Here is a 16,510-nt window from a genome sequence, read left to right as displayed (position 1 = left end):
GCGAAGCTTGACTTCTTCCGCTTCTGCCGACGCTGGGCAGAGTGTAGATGTCGGTAGAAGCGGAAGAGAGTTCGGTTCAGCCGGCGAAGGCGATGGGGGCGGCGAGCTCGACGCCCGAACCGTCGCGACGCATATCCGGCTTCGGCAACTCCACCGGGGTGCCATGCTCCGTGCTCGCATGCAGCGGGTACATGCCGACCCAAGCGAACAGCAGCGCGTTCTGCCCCTTGAGGAAGCGTTGCGACCTCACGCCGCCTGTACCTCGGCCCTTGGTCGGGTACATCTCCAGTGGCGTGACTTTCGCGGCGCCGTTGTCGGTTCCGGGCAGCGCTTCGGCATCGCCCGCGACCGTCAGCACCACGGCTCCGGACGCGGAGAACAGGCCGTTGTCGCCTTCCTCATAGGTCCACGCGATCTTGCCTGCCTCGATGGCATTGAACGCGACCACATGGCAGCCCCCGGCCAGTCTGATGCCTGCCATGCCGCCTGCGGTACGCCCCTGCGGCCGCACATTGCCTGCCTCATAGGTCAGCAGCGAGGCATCGGATGAAATGAACACCAGACGATCCTCGTCGGATGCCGGAGCGGCGAACACCACGCTGTCCCCGTCCTTCAAGTCGATGATGCCCCACGAGTCCATGGTGGTCGGCGACTCGCGGTTCCACCGCTTGACCACGCCGTTGAGCGTGCCGATGGCGAGCGGCGGCTGCCCGTCAGACATCGACACGGCCGTCACCACGCGTTCCCCGATCACCGGATCGGTGCTTTCCGTTGAACGCAGCAGCTCCTCGGCGTGCACGCCGCCGGCTACGGACAACGTGTCCTGCGCGGGCAGGGCGGGCAGTTCGGCCACGTCCGCGAGTACCAGACGCCCCGCGGAGGTAACCAGTCCGTAGCGCGCCCTGGTCGTGGTGGGGAATACCGTGACGATCTGGTCGTCGGCCGCGCGTTCCGTGGTGTTCTGCGCGCCGTTCGAGGCGTGGGATTTCCATACGTCCACCGCGCTCGATGTGGTCCTCGCGATCAATCCTGATGCGCTCATCATGACGGCGCACGGCGTGTCCTCAAGCTGGAGGGCCGCTGTGGCGTCCTCCTCGTTGCCGGCCTTGCGGGCCGCAGCCGCGGCGGCGACATCCTCGGCGGCGGCGGATACGCGTGAGGCCGCGTGCATGGCCTCCACCGCAGTATCGGGCACGGCATCCTGGCCCTGTGCCGTAACCGCTGCCAACGACCCATCCGGGTTGAGGTCGAGCAGCACCGTGCGCCGCGGCGTACCCCATTGGGCGACCGCCTGGTCCATTTCCTCGACCACCACGCGGTCCAGCTCTTCGTCGGAGCCGAGAATGCGTTCCAGCTCCTCGATCTTGCGTTTGAGCTCGTCGCGTTCGGCCTCAAGCTCGATCCGGCTCATCTTCGTCAGTCGGCGAAGCCGCAGGTCGAGAATGTACTGCGCCTGCACCTCGTCAAGGTCGAACACCGCCATCAAGCGGGTTTTCGCCTTGTCGGCGTTGTCGGAGGTGCGGATGACCTGGATGACCTCGTCGATATCCACCAGCGCGAGCAGCAGCCCGTCGACCAGATGCAGGCGCTCCAACGCCTTCTTGCGCCTGAATTCGCTGCGGCGACGGATCACATTGCGCCGGTGCGCGATCCACACCTCGAGCATCTCCTTGAGCCCCATGGTGTGCGGGCGCCCATCCACGAGCGCGACATTGTTCATGGTGAAACTGTCCTCGAGCGGCGTGTGCTTGAACAGCTGCGCGAGCACGGCATTGGGGTCGAATCCGGTCTTGATCTCGATGACCAGCCGCGTACCGTTATGCCGGTCCGTCAGGTCGATCGCGCTGGAAATGCCTTCAATGCGGCGGTTCTTCACCCCTTCGGAAATACGTTCCAGCACGCGTTCCGGGCCGACCATGAACGGCAGTTCCGTCACCACGATCGCCTTCTTGCGCGCCGTGACATTCTCAATATGCGTCGCCGCGCGGGTGACGAACGCGCCGCGCCCGGTCTCGTACGCCTGCCGGATGCCGTCACGGCCGATGATGATGCCGCCGCCCGGCCAGTCAGGCCCCGGCACATAACGCATCAGCTCCTCGAGCGTGGCGTCGGGGTGGCGCATCAGATGCTTCGCCGCCTGGACGACCTCGCCCAGATTATGCGTGGCCATGTTCGTCGCCATGCCGACGGCGATACCGGAAGCGCCGTTGACCAGCAGGTTCGGGATGGCCGACGGCAGGACAGCCGGCTCCTTGAGCTTGTTGTCGTAGTTCGGCGTGAAATCGACGGTATCTTCGTCGATGTCCGCGTTCATGCCGAGCGCTGCGGGCGCCAGCCTCGCCTCGGTGTATCGCGAGGCCGCGGGCCCGTCGTCAAGCGAACCGAAATTGCCGTGCCCGTCAACCAGCGGCAGGCGCATCGCGAACGGCTGGGCGAGACGCACCATCGCCTCGTAGATCGCGGAATCGCCGTGCGGGTGGAGCTTGCCCATCACCTCGCCGACCACACGCGCCGATTTCATGTACGGCCGGTCGGGAGTCAGGTTCATCTGCCCCATCTGGTAGATGATGCGCCGCTGCACGGGCTTCAGACCGTCACGGGCGTCGGGGAGGGCACGCGCGTAGATCACCGAGTACGCGTATTCGAGGAAGGACTTGCTCATCTCGTCCTTCAGCGGCGTTTCGACGATGTTCTCCTTGACCGACCGCGGATCGTATGACGGGCGTGCCGGCTTGCGGTGTGATGCCATGTGCTCTCCTTCACAGATAACCGGTCCATTCTACCCTCAAGCCCACCCAGCATGCCGTTTTCGTGCTGCGGTGCTTCAATGGGACATATGAGTGTCGAAATTCCCGATCGTGAAGCATTGCTACGACTAACCTCCCCTGTGGCCTACGGTGACGGGAAGGCACTCCGGGGCGGGGCGCTTCATCTGTCTTCGGTGCTCCCCGCGGTATCCGATGCGCTCGGCAGCCCGGTAGGCACCCGCATTCACGCGGATCCCGTCGTGGTACGCGGCGCGCTGGGCATGCCGCAGGCCTCCAGCGTCATCGTCGTGCTCGTGGACGGTCTGGGATACTGGAACATCGCCTCGCGTATCGGCCACGCGCCATATCTGCGCTCGCTGCTCGCCGACAGTGTGAACCAGCGTCCGATCAGCACCTGCACGCCGTCCACCACGGTGGCCGCCATGGCGACCTTCGGCACCGGTACGTGTCCGGGGCTGACCGGCATGACCGGCTACACACAGCGCAACCCGGACACCGGGCGGCTGTGCCAACTCATCCAGTTCCGGGACGCGCCGGACCCGTTGGATGTGCAACGCATGCCCACCGTGTTCGAAGCGCTCGCGCAGCGTGGGGTGCGTGTCACCAGCGTCGGGCTGCCGAAATTCGCGAACTCGCCGTTGACCCGCGCGGCGTTGCGGGGCAGCGACTACCACGGCAACCTTAGCCCTGCCGGACGCATACGCTTGGCGTGCGAGGCGGCACGGGAACCGGGATTGACCTACCTGTACATCCGGGATACCGACAAGGTCGGCCACAACTACGGCTGGAATTCCGACCACTGGATCGGCGCATTCGAAGGGGTCGACGCCCAACTGCATATGCTGCGCAGACGCGCCCCACGCGGCACCCTCATCGTCATCACCGCCGACCACGGCATGATCGAGACGGACCCGGGCCAAAGGATCGACGTCGCCGAACACCCCGAACTCGCCCGGGGCGTGCGCATGGTCGGGGGAGAGCCCCGTGCGCCGATGCTGTACACCGACGACGATGCCGATCCCGATGATGTCGCGCAACGTTGGCAGGAGGCGCTCGGTGGCCTGGCACAAGTGCGCACGCGCCGGCAGGCGATTGCGGAGGGCCTGTTCGGCAAGGTCGATGACCGCATCGTCCCGATGCTGGGGGACGTCATTGTTCATGCCGCGCAGCGTGTGACCATCGTGGATTCCGGAACGCAAAGCGACAAGGCGACACGGCTGCCCAGTGTCCACGGGTCGCTGAGCATGGCTGAGATGGATATCCCGCTCATCATGGATATGGCTTGAAATCCGCCTCACACAGGCGCCGGCGGAGCGTCAGTCCCCGAACAGGATCTCGTCCCAGCTGGGCATCTTGCGCCCGCGTCCGTGGGCGCGTTTGGAGGTGTGCCGGGATTGGTCATCGGATGATGCGGCCTGCGGGCGGTCGGGGTCGCCGTCCTGGTCTGTGTTCGATGTCGCCGGTGCGTTGACAGGGGTCTCGGAGTGCCCGGGCTTGGCGGGCAGGGGAGGGGTCTGCTGATGCGCCGCGTTCTTGCCGGTGGCGGAATGCTGCTCCCGGGGCTGCTGCTCGCCTGTCGCGGACGCTTGGGGGGACGAAGGCGAAGCCGGCACTGATGGGCCGGCGAGGCGGTTCGGCGCCTGTTGCGGTTGTTCGCCGTTCCCCGGCTGGATGGGAGTGGATGGGGCCGCTGCGCGGGCGTTCGATCGTAATGCGCCCGGGGTCTTATCGGCGTCCTGCGGCTCACGCCATGCCGAGACCGCCCGCTCGATGCGCGCCGACCTGACCGAATTGCCCGGGATGTTCAGCGAGATGGGGAAGTTCGGCCCGTCCCCCTGCGTGTCGTCCGCACGATTCTCGCCGATGAGCTTCTTCGCCGTGGCATCCAGGCAGGCTACCGCGTTATCGCGCATGTTCCAGGACCATGATGCCGTGACGTGACGGCCGGCGGACTCGAAGCGCGCCGTGATCTTCCATGGTTCGAGGCCACGGCGTGTCGCCGTCCATGATACGGATTCCATGCCGATTCCGGCGGCGGCGAGCGTGCGCTCGATGAGCTCCGACATCGTATGCACCCGGGAGTCCTTTGGCGCAGGCAGCATGAAGAACTGCTCGATGGCGTATTGCTTCTCGGTCTCCCCCCCGCTCGAGAACCGCCGCACCAGTGTCTCGCTCAGCCCGTAGCGCTGCGCGACCTGTTCGGGTTCCGCGCCGGCGCGGATCAGCGCCTGGATCTGCGAGATCGGCAACCCCTGTGTCTGGGCGGGCTGGGCCTGCCTGACCTGCTCGGTCCTCAGCTGCTTCGCCTCGAGTATGGCGTGCTCCAGCGTGTCATCCACCATGACGCCGAACAGCATGCCTCGAACGGCGAATACCAGTTCACCGTCCGGCCCGACATGGTCGAACTTGGCTTCCTGTATAGGATTCTCAGGCATGTGCGCACCACTTTCCTCGTCCTTGGGAACAACTCCTACAGTACCCCGATGTCCGCATTCCCCGTGTCGTATTTTACGATGTTCGAGAAACGTGTATCCTATGCGGGGTACAGGTCATGTATTCTATGGCGCGTAACACACTACTCATGAGGAGGATGCGATGGCCCAGGACTATGATTCCCCACGCGGCAAGGACGAGGATGATGAGTCGCTGCAGGAGCTCGGCAAGAGCAACCAGAACACGTCGAACGAGGACGATGACGAGAACGCCATCGCCGAGGACTACGAGCTTCCCGGTGCCGATCTGAGCAATGAGGACGCTTCGGTGACCGTCATCCCGATGCAAGGCGACGAGTTCATCTGCTCCGAATGCTTCCTGGTCAAGCACCGCAGCCAGCTCGCCTACACCACGCCTGACGGTGAACCGGTGTGCAAGGAGTGCGCGGCCTGATGTCGATCGACGAAGGATACGTCGAACCGGAGGACACCGAAGTACTGGTCAAGTACCTGCATGAACCGTACCCGCAGACCTTGCGATACGCCCATGCCGGTGATGCCGGCGCCGATCTGACCGCAAGCGAGGACGTCACGCTGCGGCCGTTCGAACGCGCCCTGGTCCCCACGGGCATCGCCATCGCGTTGCCGGCCGGGTATGTCGGGCTGGTCCATCCACGTTCCGGCCTCGCGGTGAAACAGGGTGTCACGGTGCTGAACGCCCCGGGGACAATCGATGCCGGGTACCGTGGTGAGATCAAAGTGCCGCTGATCAACCTCGACCCGGAACACACGGCCGTATTCCATGCGGGGGATCGGATTGCCCAACTGGTCATCCAGCGGTATGTCGAGGCGACGTTCTTACCTGCCGGACAGCTGCCGGGATCGGATCGCGCGGAGCGCGGATTCGGCTCGACGGGGCTGTCCCGTCCCTGAATGCGAACGGGAGTGGTACTATCCGTGATACAACGGGCATAGGCGTGGGAGCACGGCTTGCGCGCGTGTCAAGGGAGGTGGAGTGATGACCGACATCCGAGCATCGCATGAGGGTGAGGCTGCCGATTTGTCGGATGTGTCCCCTGCGCAGGGGGGTGCCGACCGGTCTTCGGCGGTATCGCGTAACGACGATCAGAGTGCGCGGGACGGGGAATTCCAATCCGCGCATATGCTGGGGTGCGAGATCAGCGAAGATCCCCTCGACCCGCTCCAGCCCATCCTGCGCATGTGCCGATCCCACCATCCGGACGAGGATATGGGCATCCTCGAGCGCGCGTATCGTCGCGCGGTCGTCCAGCATTCGGCCCAACGCCGCAAATCCGGCGAGCCGTATATCATCCACCCGTTGTCCGTCGCACAGATCCTCGCGGACCTGGGCATGGGCCCGGTCGTGGTCGCCGCCGGGCTGCTCCACGACACGGTCGAAGACACCGACTACACACTCGCCCAATGCCGAGCCGAATTCGGCGATACCGTCACCGGGCTCGTGGACGGCGTCACCAAGCTCTCGAAGATGGAGTACGGCGATTCCGCCCAGGCGGAGACCATCCGCAAGATGGTGGTCGCCATGAGCCGGGACGTGCGCGTACTCGTCGTCAAACTCGCCGACCGCGTGCACAACGCCCGCACGTGGCGCTACGTCAAGCCGGCGAACGCCCAGCGCAAGGCGCGCGAGACGCTGGACGTCTACGCGCCGCTCGCCAACCGGCTCGGCATGAACGCCATCAAAACCGAACTCGAGGAGCTGAGCTTCAAGGTCCTCTACCCGAAGATCTACAATGAGATCGTCGTGCTCGTCGCCCGCAGGGCAGGCCAGCGCGAGGTCTATCTCAAGCAGATCATCGCCGAGATCAACGAGGACCTCGACGACCTGAACATCAAGGCGACCGTCACCGGACGTCCGAAGGACTACTTCTCCATCTACCAGAAGATGATCGTGCGCGGGCACGATTTCTCGAATATCTACGATCTGGTCGGCGTGCGCATCATCGTCGACACCATCCAGGACTGCTATGCGGCGCTCGGCGCCGTGCATGCGCGGTGGAACCCGGTGCCGGGCCGGTTCAAGGACTACATCGCCATGCCGAAACTCAACATGTACCAGAGCCTGCACACCACGGTGGTCGGGCCCGGCGGCAAACCTGTCGAGATCCAGATCCGCACGTGGGACATGCACCGGCGGGCGGAATTCGGCATCGCCGCGCACTGGAAGTACAAGGCGAACGGCCAGGCGGGCCGCGCGCTGAGCGATCCGGACAAGGACGACCGCAAGCGCGAGGGCGGCAAGGACCTCGACGAGGCCGACAACCTCAAATGGATCCAGCAGCTGGCCGACTGGACCAGCGAGACGCCGGATTCCAACGAGTTCCTCGGCTCGCTCAAGGAGGACCTCGGCGCCTCCGAAGTGTACGTGTTCACGCCGAAAGGCAAGATCGTCTCCCTGCCCGCGGACGCCACGCCGGTCGATTTCGCGTACGCCGTGCACACCGAGGTGGGGCACCGCACCATGGGCGCCCGCGTCAACGGACGGCTCGTCCCGCTTGACACGAAGCTTGAAAGCGGCGACACGGTAGAGGTGCTCACCTCGAAATCCGACACTGCAGGCCCGTCGCGCGACTGGCTGAGCTTCGTGAAAAGCCCGAAGGCGCGCAACAAGATCCGCCAATGGTTCAGCAAGGAACGCCGTACCGAGGCGATCGAGGAAGGCAAGGACGAGCTGACGCGCGCGATGCGCAAGCGCAATCTGCCAATTGCCACGCTGCTGACCCCGGAGGCGCTGGTCGGCGTGGCCGAGGAACTCAACTTCCCGAACCCCGACGCCGTGTATGCGGCGATCGGCAACGGCCAGATCTCCACGCAGAACGTGATCGCCCGCCTTGTCAAGGACGCCGGTCCCTCCGAAGTCAACGAGGAGGTCGAGCAGGAGGTGCTGCCGCTGCGGCAGGTGGAACGCAGCAAGAAGCATTCGAACTCGATCGGCGTTTCCGTCAAGGGCGTGGATGACGTGTGGGTGAAGCTCGCGCGCTGCTGCACACCGGTGCCCGGCGACGACATCATCGGCTTCATCACCCGCAACCAGGGCGTCTCCGTGCACCGCACCGACTGCCAGAACATGCTTGACCTGGAGAAGCACCAGCCCGAGCGTGTGATCCCCGTGGAATGGACCAGCACCAAGGGCCTGTTCATGGTCAAGATCCAGGTCGAGGCGCTGGACCGTCCGCACCTGCTGTCCGACGTGACGCGCGTGCTGTCCGATCACGGGGTCAATATCATCTCCGGTTCGATTTCCACGGGATCCGACCGCGTGGCCACCAGCCAGTTCTCCTTCGAGATGGCCGAGCCGCAGCACCTCAACACGCTGCTGGCAGCCGTGCGCAAGATCGACGGCGTCTTCGACGTCTACCGCATCACCGGCGCGAAGGATTCCGCCGAACCGCGGCTGCGCCGCATGCAGGAATAGCCTCGCAAGGCGTGAGGCGCCAGGGCTGCCAGACGCCGCATCGTGGAATATACGACGACGCCCCCGCACACCTGTACGGGGGCGTCGTTTGAATCCGGCGTGAGGCGCGTCAGCCCGAAGGCTTACTTCACGATCTCGATGGACGTGATGCCGACCGGCTCCAGCGGGGCGTCCGAACGGTCCGTCGCCACGGCGTCGAGCTTGTCGACGACCGCCTTCGAAGCGTCATCGGCGACCTCGCCGAAAATGGTGTGATGCCCGTTGAGCCACGGGGTGGGGACTGTGGTGATGAAGAACTGCGAACCGTTGGTGCCGTGCGGCTGGCCGTCGCGACCGCGGCGCAGGCCGGCGTTCGCCATGGCCAGCAGATACGGGCGGTCGAAGACCAGGCCGGGGACGATCTCGTCATCGAACTCATAGCCCGGGCCGCCGGTGCCGTTGCCGATCGGGCAGCCGCCCTGGATCATGAAATCCTTGATGATGCGGTGGAAGGTCAGGCCGTCATAGAACGGGTCATGCTTCTCCTCGCCGGTGAAGGGGTCGCGCCACGACTGTTCGCCGGTAGCGAGACCGAGGAAGTTCGCCACGGTGTTCGGGGTCTGGTCGTCGAAAAGATTGAGGGTGATATCGCCCTCGGTGGTATGCATGATAACTGTGGTCATGCCTCCATCGTCTCATAGCGAGGGGACGGGGGAGCGGCTGTTACGCTCCCCGCGCCAAGCGCCGGTCGGCGGCGTTGCCCGGCCATTGCGCTACTTGGCGGATTCGATGCGGGCCACGCACACAAACCCCGCAGCCGCCATCACAGGATGCCGAAATGTTCCAAGGCGTGCAGGATGCCGTCATGGTCCACGTCATCGGTCACCCAATCCGCCGCCTGCTTGGCGTCATCGGTCGCGTTGCCCATCGCCACGCCGAGCCCGGCGTAGGCGAGCATGGTTGCATCGTTGCCGCCGTCGCCGAACGCGATCGTCTGCTCGCGCGTGAAGCCGTAATGGTCGCAAAAACGTTGGATGCCGCGCGGTTTGCCGCCGTCTGCGGGAATGAGGTCCGTGAACGAGGGATGCCAGCGCACACCCGTGGTGTGCCGGCACAGTGACGTCAGTTCGCGCTCGGCTTCAGGGGTGATGTACGGGCTGATCTGGTAGGTCACGTGCTGGGGGATGCGCTCATGCGGATCGCCGACGAACACCTTGGGCGCGGTTTTGCCCAGTTGGCGCCATGTTTCGCGCATGGTGTCGGTGATCTGGTTGAAATACACGTAGTCGCGCTCGCAGAAATTCGCGACCACGTCCGGATGGGCGTCCAGCCAGGCCACGATGGTGCGGATATCGTCCGGGTCGAGCGACTCGCTCTCGTGATATCCCGCGTCATCGAAGCAGTACTGGCCGTTGAGCGCGACGATGCCGTCGAAATGCACCGGGATCGTGTCCAGCACGACCCGCATATGCGAGGGCGCGCGCCCCGAGCAGATGAACACGCGGATACCGCGGTCCTGGAGCGCGTGCAGGGCGTCGATCGTCGACTGCGGCACGATATGCGTGACGAAACTGGTCAGCGTGCCGTCGATGTCGAAGAACGCGGTTTTCATGTTCGCCGCCGCTTGGGAGGAAAGCTGGAAAGTCATGTCGATGTCGCTCCTTGTCCGTATCCGCCACCAGTGTACGCGGTAGGCCCGTACACGCACGGAGACGCGGACCATGGGAGCGGACTGCGCAAACGGAACAGGGCGAGATGGGCGTGCACCGGGAAATCCTTGAATCCCCAGGGTTTCGATGCAGGCTATAACGAACACGAATAGGGAAATTCGCGTAAAACCGGCGGATCCTCGCCCAACGGCGGCTATGGTGTTGGATACGGCAAGCCGGAGGGGTCCGGCGATATGGATCGCGGTGTACAGCATCGCGCAAGAGAGAGAGGAACATTATCATGGCACAAGCATCATCCGAGCAGAACCAGCCGGCGGCGCCGCTGTCCGACCCGCAGGAACCGGTCCGCGTCAACCATGCCGGGCGCAATATCGTCATCGCTGTCATCGTGATCGCGCTGATCGCAGTCGCCGCATTCTTCGGCGTCCGCGCGGCCAAGGGCGGCAGTGATTCCGCCGCCAAGGGCTCCAAATCCAACCCGGTGAAGATCGGCGTGGTCGGTGCGACCGACCCGCAATGGGTGGAATTCCAGAAGGAAGCCGAAGCAGCGGGCATCTACGTGAAGATCGTCGATTTCCAGGACTACACCTCCGAGAACCCGGCGCTCGACTCCGGCGACCTCGACCTCAACGAGTTCCAGCACCTGCTGTACCTGGCGAACTACAACGTGAAGAACAACAAGGACCTCCAGCCGATCGGCGGCACCGCGATCTTCCCGCTGGGCGTCTACTCCACCAAGGTCAAGAGCGTCGATGACATCCAGGCCGGGCAGACGGTCGCCATCCCGAACGACGAGACCAACCAGGCGCGCGCCATCGGCGTGCTCAAGTCCGCGGGTCTTGTGACGCTCAAGGGCAAGTGGACGGCGTTCACCACGCCGAACGACATCGACACCGCCAAATCCAAGGTCAAGGTCACCCCGCTGAAGGCCGAGCAGGTCGCCAACTCGCTCAAGGACCCGCAGGTCGTCGCCGGCGTGATCAACAACGACTATGTCGCGGACGCAGGGCTGAAGGCCAAGGACGCCATCTACCAGGATGACGCCGAAAGCGAGGAGGCCCGCCCGTACATCAACGCCTTCGTCGCCCGTAAGGCGGACGTGAACAACGCGACCTATCTCAAGCTCGTCAAGATCGCCCAGTCGAAGACGGTCTTCGACAAGCTCAACGCGCAGTCCGACGGCACCGCCGTCTCGGCGAGCAAGTTCTCCGCCAAGCAGCTGCAAAGCTACCTGGCGACCATCGAGAAGGAAGCCAAGGCGCAGGAGTGACGCCGCCGATGGCGCGGTTGCGCCTATCCTGATGTCATGGGCCCGGTACCAGGCGAGAGTCTGGGCCGGGCCTTCGACGGTGGAAGACGCGTGCGCGACACACATCGCGCAGGATATTTCGTGGAAGGCATACCAAGGAGGCAACGATGACGGAAACGGTCATCACCTTCGACCACGTGGTCAAGGAGTACCGTCGCCGTTCGGGCGGCGGACAGGAGCATGGGACGACCCGTGCGGTGGACGATGTCAGTCTCGACATCAACGCCGGGGACATCTACGGCATCATCGGGTATTCGGGGGCCGGAAAGTCGACGCTCGTGCGCATGGTCAACGCGCTGGAACGTCCCACATCAGGGTCGGTCACGGTGCTCGGCACGCGAGTGGACCAGTTGGGCGAATCGAAACTGCGGCCGATCCGGCAGAAAATCGGTATGATCTTCCAGCAGTTCAACCTGTTCTCCACCAAGACGGTCGCGCAGAACATTGCCTACCCGCTGCAACTGGACCATTGGCGCAAGGATTACCAGGACAAACGGGTGAATGAGCTGCTTGACTTCGTCGGGTTGCGCGAGCACAAGGACAAGTACCCCTCGCAGCTGTCCGGCGGGCAGAAGCAGCGGGTCGGCATTGCGCGTGCGCTCGCCACGAATCCGAAGATCCTGCTCGCCGACGAGGCGACCAGCGCGCTCGACCCGGAAACCACCTCGGAAGTGCTCGCCCTGCTCAAACGCGTCAACGAGCAGCTGGGCGTCACCATCGTGCTCATCACCCACCAGATGAACGTCGTCCAGCAGATCGCCAACAAGGTGGCGGTTATGAGTGCAGGAAAAATCGTGGAGCGCGGCGACGTGTACGACGTGTTCGCCGCTCCGCAGCGCAAGGTGACCCGTCGGTTCATCGCCACCGCATTGTCCGGGCTGCCGGACGCCCCGCGCGTCGCGAAACTGCATGAGGAATGGGACGGCAGGCTCGTCAGCGTCCTGGTGCGACAGAAGGACATCCCCGCGGCGGATGGCCGTCCGGCGGTCAAGGCGTCCGGGCAGAACATCTCCGACCTCATCGCGCAGTACGGCATCCACAGCGGCCTGGTCTACGGCGGCATGGACACCGTGGGCGGCTCGGCGGTCGGCGCGATCACCTACGTGTTCGACGACACGAACCCGCGGTTCGGCGAATTCCTCACGGCATTGCGCGAAGACAGCGATGTCATTGATTTCGGTACCGCAAGCCACCCGGTGGAGTATGACCGGGCGGTCGCGACGGATGAAGGAGAGACACGATGAACGCATGGACGATTGACGCTGCGACAAGTCTCGCCGGCAAATCCGATTGGACGGTGTTGAAGCCGCTGTTGCTGCAATCCGTGGCACAGACCTTGGAAATGGTGCTGGTCACCTTGCTGATCGGCGGGTTCCTGGGACTCGTGCTCGGCGTGGTCCTGTACGGGACGCGTCCGGGCAATCTGTTCGAGAACAGCGTGGTGTATCACATCCTGGACGTGATCGTGAACATCATCCGCCCGATCCCGTTCATCATCTTCCTCGCCGCGATGCAGCCGCTGACCATCAAGGTGGTCGGCACCTCCATCGGTACGGCGGCAGCGATCTTCCCGATGGTCGTCATGTGCACTTTCGCCACGTCACGGCTGGTCGAACAGAACCTCGTGCCCGTAGATCCCGGCGTGATCGAAGCGGCCCGGGCCATGGGCGCCTCCAAATTCACCATCATCCGCACCGTGCTCATTCCCGAGGCCCTGGGCCCCCTGATCCTCGCCTACGCCTTCCTGTTCATCGGCGTGCTCGACATGTCCGCGATGGCCGGATACATCGGTGGCGGCGGTCTGGGTAATTTCGCCATCGCCTACGGCTACCAGAAGTTCGACCAGACGGTCACCTGGTCTGCGGTGGTCATCATGATTGTCTTGGTACAGGTCGTGCAGGCGATCGCCAACGCGCTTGCCAAGCACGTGCTCAAACGGCAGCGCTGAACGATTCGTGGCACGCAACACCACACAGTACAGGGGAGGGCCATATGGCAGAACACATCGAGCTCACTGACGGCCTGGTCGCGACCAGACGCCATCTGCATGAGACGCCGGAACTGAGCTTCAAGGAAGTGAACACCAGCGCATTTCTCGCAGACAAGCTGCATTCGCTCGGTGTCCAGGTACTCGACAGCCCGCTGGAAACCGGTGTCATCGGGCTGATCGAAGGCGAACACGACGGTCCGCGCGTCGGGCTGCGCGCCGATATCGACGGCCTGCCGGTCACCGAGGAAAGCGGCCTCGACTTCGCCTCGCACAATCCGGGTGTCATGCACGCCTGCGGGCACGACATCCACATGACCAGCCTGCTCGGGGCGGTCGAATGGTTCGCCTCCCACCGCGACCGGATCGACGGGAGCCTCAAAATCGTGTTCCAGCCGGCGGAGGAGACCGGGCGCGGCGCGAAATCCGTCGTCGATTCCGGCATGGTGGACGATCTCGACGCGATGGTCGGAACGCACAACAACCCGGATTATACGCCCGGCCAGCTGGCCGTCGGCATCGAACCGATGATGGCCGGATGCGTGAAATTCTATGTCGATCTGCACGCCGAAGGCACGCACGCCGGCTACCCACATCTGGGCACCGGCCCGCTGGAGGCCATGGCCTCGATGATCTTGTCCCTGCAGACCATCGTCAGCCGCAATGCGACGCCGTTCCACCCGCTGGTCGTCTCCGTCACGGAAGTCCACGGCGGCGATGTGTGGAATGTCGTGCCCGCCGAAGCCGGGTTCCTCGGGACCGTCCGCTACTTCTACAAGGAGGACTCGCAGCTCGCCGAACGTCGCATGCGCGCGATCGTGGAGCATACCGCCGCCGCATACGGCATCAGTGCGGACTTCCGCTGGGACGATTTCCAGGACCCGCTGGTCTCCGACCCCGACCTTGCGAAGGCCGTCGCCGCTGACGTGCCGGATTATGCCGATCTGGAGCCGATCCACCCGTCCATGGCAGGGGAGGACTTCGTCGAGTTCGGCAAGGTCTGCCCGCTGGTCTTCACTTTCGTCGGCTCCAACGGCGGCCCCGGCCACCACGGTCTGCATAGCCCCAAGTTCATCGCCAAGGACGAGGCCGTCAAGACGGGCACCGAATTCTATATCAACGCCGCGTTGCGCGTGCTTGGCGAAGTGGGACGGTGACCTGCAGGACACCTCGTTGTGCCATACCCTCACTAGACTGGGGGTATGGCACAGATTCGCATAGCACTCGCACAGATCGACACCTGCGTCGGCGACCTTGAAGGCAACGCCGAAAAGACGCTGGAGTACGCGCACCGCGCGGCACGGCAGCATGCGCAGGTGGTCGTGTTCCCGGAGATGACCCTGACCGGATACCCGATCGAGGATCTCGCACTCAGGCGTACCTTCCGCAAAGCCGCGTGGGACAAGGCGAACTGGCTGGCCACTGAACTTGAGGCCGATGGGCTGGGCGACTTGTATGTCGTCGTCGGCACGGTCGGCACCGACCACGCCTCCGACAAACCGCGCAACCGCCTGGTCGTGCTGCATGACGGCGTCGTCTGGGCAGGCTACGACAAGCATTTCCTGCCCAATTACGGGGTGTTCGACGAATTCCGTATTTTCTCGCCCGGCGACCATTCGACCGTCGTCGAGGTCGACGGCGTCAAGCTCGGATTTGCCATCTGCGAGGACATCTGGCAGGACGGCGGTCCGGTCGCCGAACTCGCCGGGCGCGGCATCGACGTGCTGGTCACCATGAACGGTTCGCCCTACGAGGAAGGCAAGACCCACACCCGCTTCGATCTGGCCGTCCGGCGCGCCAGGGAAGTCGGCGCCCCCGTGGTATACGTCAACCAGGTCGGCGGACAGGACGATCTCGTCTTCGACGGCGGCAGTTTCACCGTCGACGCCGACGGCACGTTGCTGCAGCGCTCGCCCATGTTCGTGGAGGACTTGGGCCTGTTCGACTTCGACACCGACGCCGAGCACCAAGCGGCGGGGATCATCGCCCCGGCGCCGGACAAGGACGAGGAGGTCTACACCGCCTGCGTGCTCGGTCTCAAGGATTACATGCGCAAGAACCATTTCAGCGGCGTGTGCCTGGGCCTGTCTGGCGGTATCGATTCCGCGCTCGTGGCGGCCATGGCCGCGGACGCCTGTGGAGGGGCCAATGTCTGGGGCATCTCCATGCCCAGCATGTACTCCTCGGACGGTTCGAAGGACGACGCGGCCGATCTCGCCGCCAACATCGGCGCCCACTATGATATCCAGCCGATCGAGCCGCTGTTCGTCGCCTACCAGAACCAGCTGCATCTGGACGGTGTCGCCGCCGAAAACCTCCAGGCGCGTATCCGCGGCGTCATCGTCATGGCATACTCCAACTCGAAGGGCGTGCTCGCGCTGGCCACCGGCAACAAATCCGAACTCGCCTGCGGGTATTCGACCATCTACGGCGACGCCGTCGGCGGCTACGCGCCCATCAAGGACCTGCTCAAGACTCGCGTGTGGGAACTCGCCCGGTGGCGCAACGAGGCTTGCGCGCACGGCATGGGCATCGGTGGACTGCATATCGTCGGGAACGAAACGGGGGAGCACGGCAAACCCGCCCCGAACGACATCATTATTCCGGTCAATTCGATTACCAAAGCGCCGAGCGCCGAACTTCGCCCGGGGCAGAAAGATTCCGACTCCCTGCCCGAATATGCGCTGCTCGATAAGGTGCTCGCCGCATACATCGAACACGCCCACGGCCGCGCCGATTTGCTGGCCGATGGCTTCGATGAGAAGACCGTCGATACGGTGATGCGGCTCGTCGACCGTGCCGAATGGAAGCGCCGCCAGTATCCGCTCGGGCCGAAAGTCACGGCGCTCGCCTTCGGCCGCGACCGCCGCCTGCCGGTGACGAGCGCGTTCCGCGAGTAAGCTACACAGTT

At 64.3% G+C, this 16,510-nt stretch carries 13 protein-coding genes; 9 read left to right on the top strand and 4 right to left on the bottom strand.

Annotated features, from left to right (window positions below):
- Nucleotides 1–76: 76 nt before the first annotated feature.
- Nucleotides 77–2,749 (bottom strand): DNA gyrase/topoisomerase IV subunit A, encoded by a 2,673-nt coding sequence (locus tag WD012_RS06455; RefSeq protein ID WP_339562943.1) that lies wholly within the window; start codon nucleotides 2,747–2,749, stop codon nucleotides 77–79.
- Between the two features lie 87 nt (nucleotides 2,750–2,836).
- Between WD012_RS06455 and WD012_RS06450 the strand changes: the two genes are divergently transcribed.
- Nucleotides 2,837–4,054, top strand: a complete 1,218-nt coding sequence (locus WD012_RS06450; RefSeq protein WP_339562942.1) for an alkaline phosphatase family protein — start codon at nucleotides 2,837–2,839, stop codon at nucleotides 4,052–4,054.
- Between the two features lie 30 nt (nucleotides 4,055–4,084).
- On the opposite strand, the gene sepH is transcribed toward WD012_RS06450, so the two are convergent.
- Nucleotides 4,085–5,203: a septation protein SepH gene (sepH, locus tag WD012_RS06445; protein WP_339562941.1), complete on the bottom strand. Its 1,119-nt coding sequence runs from the start codon at nucleotides 5,201–5,203 to the stop codon at nucleotides 4,085–4,087.
- A 160-nt stretch (nucleotides 5,204–5,363) separates the two neighbouring features.
- Between sepH and WD012_RS06440 the strand changes: the two genes are divergently transcribed.
- From WD012_RS06440 to WD012_RS06430, 3 genes are all read left to right on the top strand, one after another.
- The gene (locus WD012_RS06440) at nucleotides 5,364–5,654 is read left to right on the top strand and encodes a DUF4193 domain-containing protein (protein ID WP_339562940.1); all 291 of its coding nucleotides are present in this window, start codon (nucleotides 5,364–5,366) and stop codon (nucleotides 5,652–5,654) included.
- Nucleotides 5,654–6,133 carry a dUTP diphosphatase gene (gene dut / locus WD012_RS06435; RefSeq protein ID WP_339562939.1) on the top strand — a complete coding sequence of 160 codons (480 nt, stop codon included), beginning with the start codon at nucleotides 5,654–5,656 and terminating at the stop codon, nucleotides 6,131–6,133. Before WD012_RS06440 ends, dut begins: the two co-directional genes overlap by 1 nt.
- Nucleotides 6,134–6,362: 229 nt before the next feature.
- The gene (locus WD012_RS06430) at nucleotides 6,363–8,654 is read left to right on the top strand and encodes a RelA/SpoT family protein (RefSeq protein ID WP_339562968.1); all 2,292 of its coding nucleotides are present in this window, start codon (nucleotides 6,363–6,365) and stop codon (nucleotides 8,652–8,654) included.
- A 122-nt stretch (nucleotides 8,655–8,776) separates the two neighbouring features.
- Here WD012_RS06430 and WD012_RS06425 read toward each other — a convergent pair whose 3' ends face one another.
- Nucleotides 8,777–9,316 carry a peptidylprolyl isomerase gene (locus WD012_RS06425; RefSeq protein ID WP_339562938.1) on the bottom strand — a complete coding sequence of 180 codons (540 nt, stop codon included), beginning with the start codon at nucleotides 9,314–9,316 and terminating at the stop codon, nucleotides 8,777–8,779.
- A gap of 140 nt (nucleotides 9,317–9,456) precedes the next feature.
- Nucleotides 9,457–10,281, bottom strand: a complete 825-nt coding sequence (locus WD012_RS06420; protein WP_339562937.1) for a Cof-type HAD-IIB family hydrolase — start codon at nucleotides 10,279–10,281, stop codon at nucleotides 9,457–9,459.
- Between the two features lie 302 nt (nucleotides 10,282–10,583).
- On the opposite strand from WD012_RS06420, the gene WD012_RS06415 reads away from it, so the two are divergent.
- The 5 genes from WD012_RS06415 (at nucleotide 10,584) to WD012_RS06395 (ending at nucleotide 16,499) form a co-directional block, all read left to right on the top strand.
- Complete coding sequence (locus WD012_RS06415) at nucleotides 10,584–11,573, top strand: MetQ/NlpA family ABC transporter substrate-binding protein (protein WP_339562936.1); 990 nt, start codon at nucleotides 10,584–10,586, stop codon at nucleotides 11,571–11,573.
- A 146-nt stretch (nucleotides 11,574–11,719) separates the two neighbouring features.
- On the top strand, nucleotides 11,720–12,856 hold the full coding sequence (locus WD012_RS06410; RefSeq protein WP_339562935.1) for a methionine ABC transporter ATP-binding protein: 1,137 nt from the start codon (nucleotides 11,720–11,722) through the stop codon (nucleotides 12,854–12,856).
- Nucleotides 12,853–13,560 carry a methionine ABC transporter permease gene (locus tag WD012_RS06405; RefSeq protein ID WP_278769251.1) on the top strand — a complete coding sequence of 236 codons (708 nt, stop codon included), beginning with the start codon at nucleotides 12,853–12,855 and terminating at the stop codon, nucleotides 13,558–13,560. Before WD012_RS06410 ends, WD012_RS06405 begins: the two co-directional genes overlap by 4 nt.
- A gap of 44 nt (nucleotides 13,561–13,604) precedes the next feature.
- Nucleotides 13,605–14,756: a M20 metallopeptidase family protein gene (locus WD012_RS06400; protein WP_339562934.1), complete on the top strand. Its 1,152-nt coding sequence runs from the start codon at nucleotides 13,605–13,607 to the stop codon at nucleotides 14,754–14,756.
- A 45-nt stretch (nucleotides 14,757–14,801) separates the two neighbouring features.
- A complete protein-coding gene (locus WD012_RS06395; RefSeq protein WP_339562933.1) occupies nucleotides 14,802–16,499 on the top strand; it encodes an NAD+ synthase in 1,698 nt (565 codons plus the stop codon).
- Nucleotides 16,500–16,510: the final 11 nt, after the last annotated feature.

Origin of the sequence: Bifidobacterium thermophilum (assembly GCF_037482445.1) — a bacterium.
Lineage (GTDB): Bacteria > Actinomycetota > Actinomycetes > Actinomycetales > Bifidobacteriaceae > Bifidobacterium > Bifidobacterium thermophilum_B.
The sequence above is the reverse complement of the archived record's forward strand: the minus strand, read 5'-3'. Positions and strand labels throughout refer to the sequence as shown.

What these genes read in the sequence shown, in the direction of transcription:
- WD012_RS06455 (WP_339562943.1), bottom strand. Translation starts at nt 2,749, where the DNA reads ATGGCATCACACCGCAAGCCGGCACGCCCGTCATACGATCCGCGGTCG.
- WD012_RS06450 (WP_339562942.1), top strand. Translation starts at nt 2,837, where the DNA reads ATGAGTGTCGAAATTCCCGATCGTGAAGCATTGCTACGACTAACCTCC.
- sepH (WP_339562941.1), bottom strand. Translation starts at nt 5,203, where the DNA reads ATGCCTGAGAATCCTATACAGGAAGCCAAGTTCGACCATGTCGGGCCG.
- WD012_RS06440 (WP_339562940.1), top strand. Translation starts at nt 5,364, where the DNA reads ATGGCCCAGGACTATGATTCCCCACGCGGCAAGGACGAGGATGATGAG.
- dut (WP_339562939.1), top strand. Translation starts at nt 5,654, where the DNA reads ATGTCGATCGACGAAGGATACGTCGAACCGGAGGACACCGAAGTACTG.
- WD012_RS06430 (WP_339562968.1), top strand. Translation starts at nt 6,363, where the DNA reads ATGCTGGGGTGCGAGATCAGCGAAGATCCCCTCGACCCGCTCCAGCCC.
- WD012_RS06425 (WP_339562938.1), bottom strand. Translation starts at nt 9,316, where the DNA reads ATGACCACAGTTATCATGCATACCACCGAGGGCGATATCACCCTCAAT.
- WD012_RS06420 (WP_339562937.1), bottom strand. Translation starts at nt 10,281, where the DNA reads ATGACTTTCCAGCTTTCCTCCCAAGCGGCGGCGAACATGAAAACCGCG.
- WD012_RS06415 (WP_339562936.1), top strand. Translation starts at nt 10,584, where the DNA reads ATGGCACAAGCATCATCCGAGCAGAACCAGCCGGCGGCGCCGCTGTCC.
- WD012_RS06410 (WP_339562935.1), top strand. Translation starts at nt 11,720, where the DNA reads ATGACGGAAACGGTCATCACCTTCGACCACGTGGTCAAGGAGTACCGT.
- WD012_RS06405 (WP_278769251.1), top strand. Translation starts at nt 12,853, where the DNA reads ATGAACGCATGGACGATTGACGCTGCGACAAGTCTCGCCGGCAAATCC.
- WD012_RS06400 (WP_339562934.1), top strand. Translation starts at nt 13,605, where the DNA reads ATGGCAGAACACATCGAGCTCACTGACGGCCTGGTCGCGACCAGACGC.
- WD012_RS06395 (WP_339562933.1), top strand. Translation starts at nt 14,802, where the DNA reads ATGGCACAGATTCGCATAGCACTCGCACAGATCGACACCTGCGTCGGC.